The organism is Paraburkholderia sp. BR14320, assembly GCF_040948665.1.
In the GTDB taxonomy this organism is placed as follows: Bacteria; Pseudomonadota; Gammaproteobacteria; order Burkholderiales; family Burkholderiaceae; genus Paraburkholderia; species Paraburkholderia youngii.
In genome coordinates this window covers 1-2,210 of record NZ_JBFPKG010000162.1, presented here as the reverse complement: position 1 = coordinate 2,210, position 2,210 = coordinate 1, and the positions used below count along the sequence as shown (strand labels likewise).

Below are 2,210 nucleotides of genomic sequence, written 5' to 3'. Positions count from 1 at the left end.
GTTCCAGAACCATTCGCACAGCCCGCTCACGAACTTCAGGCGAGTACCTTGGGCACTTCTTCTTCGTGTTTTCCATAGCTCCATTTTCTCAAGAAGTGGAGCCTCCGGAAATCCCGGGGCGGTTCACCGTTCCCGGCAATGGGGCTTTGAAAGGCTTTGGCCGTGTGCGGGGAAACTCGCATGCACGATTCTTAGGGGGCGGCGGTGCAGTAATGCACCGCTGCTACCCGACCTCAATACCAATTCAGGCAACGTCCCGAGGAAACCACGATCGGTCCCATTCCACAATTGCATAGGAATACGACCTGTATGTTGAATCTTTGGTCTTGACAGATTTTCGTCAGGTATTGGAACTGGTCCTTTTGGTGTTCACTCGCCCGGATAAAGCGGGTTCCAGCCCCGGTCGAATCCAGGCACACGACCGCAGCCGCGGACTCTTCCCGGCATTTCGAGTTACCGGCGAGCTGCCCTGCGGCCCTGGCGCGACGCTGCGATCGCTTCGCGCAGATCCTCCAGCATCGCACTGACGTGCACACGCGCGAGATCGCGCGCGGCCTGCGCGGCACCAAGTTCGCGGCGCAGTTCACCCATTTCGAACTCGAGCTGACGGATCCTCGCACGTGCGTCCTTGAGCGCGGCCGTCGTCAGCTGCAGCTCGCGTGCGCTCTCGTCGTCCGCATTGGATGACACCCCTTGGCCGGCCCGTGCATGCAGCGGCGCGACGCTCTCGCGCAGCAGTTCGCGCAGCAATGGCGTGAGCGAGGCGCGCAGCGCGTCAGCATCGACGGTGACGGGATGTCGGGCGTCTTCACGTTTTCTGCGCTGCGCCACCGCGGGCAGTTGTTTTACGGCGGCAGCCGTTGCTACGCGCGAGTCAGCAGGAAGCAGCGCGGACGCTTCGGCAGCCGCCTGTACGGCGCCACGCTCGAGCGCCTGCGCGCGCAACACCGCGGACTGGATTGTCGGCGTACTGGGGCGCCGACGTACTCCGACCTGCGGCGCGACATCCCGCAACAACCGACCGTAGGTCGTGGCGCCATAGACACGGCCCGTCGTAGCGCGTACCGCCGCAACGAGCCCGTCCAGAAAACCCGTGTTGTCCCGTGGGAAGTGACGGTCGAGCATCGCAACCGCACTCGAGATTGCGCGCACCTGCGAGTCGCTCCATTCGATTCGGGGTCGTCCCATTTGCCGCACTCTCAGAACAGCAACGCCTGGCGCGGATCGCGCGCGGGCGGCCGGGAGGCGGTGGCCCCCTTGCGACTGCGCGCGGAGGCGCGGCGCTGTGCAACGCGGCGCAGATGCGCGATCAGGGACACGATCTCGACGCCCGCCGTAAGGGTCAGCGCAAAGCGGCCAATCCCACCCGGCGCAGTCGCCGAACCCGCGCGCAGCGACGGCCGCAGCGCCAGCCGCCGCGCGCGGGCGAGCAACTGGCCGCGGCTCATTCCGGGCCAGCAGTCGGCGACGAACTGGCGGACGGTGGCGGGCAGTGACTCGGGCGCGACATCGCCAGGCAGCGCCAGGGCAATGAGTTCGAATGCATTAGCCATCGTGGAACCATCTCCTTCTATCACCTCACGCGAATCGGACTGAGCGCTGACCACGCGATCGCCGCCAGCGACGCGTGCAATCCAGCGTCGCCCCAATTGAGTCACCTGAGGTATAAATAGTGTTCGTTATTATACCTCTCCTCCTCACTGCCTGGCACCGCCACCTGGATATGGCAAACAGGCAGGCCTGTATAAAGTACCCGCGCTGGATCACTTCGGTACGGTCGCGGCTTCGTGCATAGCGACGGCGGGAAATCAGGGCAGCGGTACGCTCCGCCACCTGCCGAACGTACGCAGCCAAGGACACGGGGTCCCGACATTGCAAGTGGCAAAAGGTGAGCTAGAATCAGGTGCATTCTTCACCGGGAGATTGCTCACCATGCAAATGGAAAGCTGGGTCGGGACAATCGAGCGCGAATGGCATCAGTTGCGCCGCGCTGACCCTACACTGGATGTCGAAAAGTTCTCGCGCCACGTCATTGCGGCAAAGACTGGATTGGCGATGATTATGCCTTCGCCTTCCTGCGACGCAAGCTCCTGCGTGAGCAGGCGCTCGCCGATGCAGCGCTTGATGCGCGAGATCTGTGCCTCGGCCAGCGAGCGCACACCGTAGCCGTATTTCTTGTGAAATGCATAGATGTCTTTGTCCTCGATGTA

Annotated in this window: 2 protein-coding genes and 1 pseudogene; all 3 read right to left on the bottom strand. The window is 63.2% G+C overall.

The genetic code is table 11. The features are described from left to right. Positions 1-453: 453 nt before the first annotated feature. Positions 454-1,125 (bottom strand): hypothetical protein, encoded by a 672-nt coding sequence (locus AB3X89_RS39470; RefSeq protein WP_368587971.1) that lies wholly within the window; start codon positions 1,123-1,125, stop codon positions 454-456. A 74-nt stretch (positions 1,126-1,199) separates the two neighbouring features. Then, positions 1,200-1,553, bottom strand: coding sequence for a hypothetical protein (locus AB3X89_RS39465; RefSeq protein WP_368587970.1), 354 nt, complete (start codon positions 1,551-1,553; stop codon positions 1,200-1,202). 423 nt (positions 1,554-1,976) lie between these two features. Beyond that, a pseudogene (locus AB3X89_RS39460) lies at positions 1,977-2,210 on the bottom strand (hypothetical protein); the annotation flags it as partial.

Coding starts and splice junctions, on each gene's coding strand:
- AB3X89_RS39465 (WP_368587970.1), bottom strand. CDS start 1,553: ATGGCTAATGCATTCGAACTCATTGCCCTGGCGCTGCCTGGCGATGTC.
- AB3X89_RS39470 (WP_368587971.1), bottom strand. CDS start 1,125: ATGCTCGACCGTCACTTCCCACGGGACAACACGGGTTTTCTGGACGGG.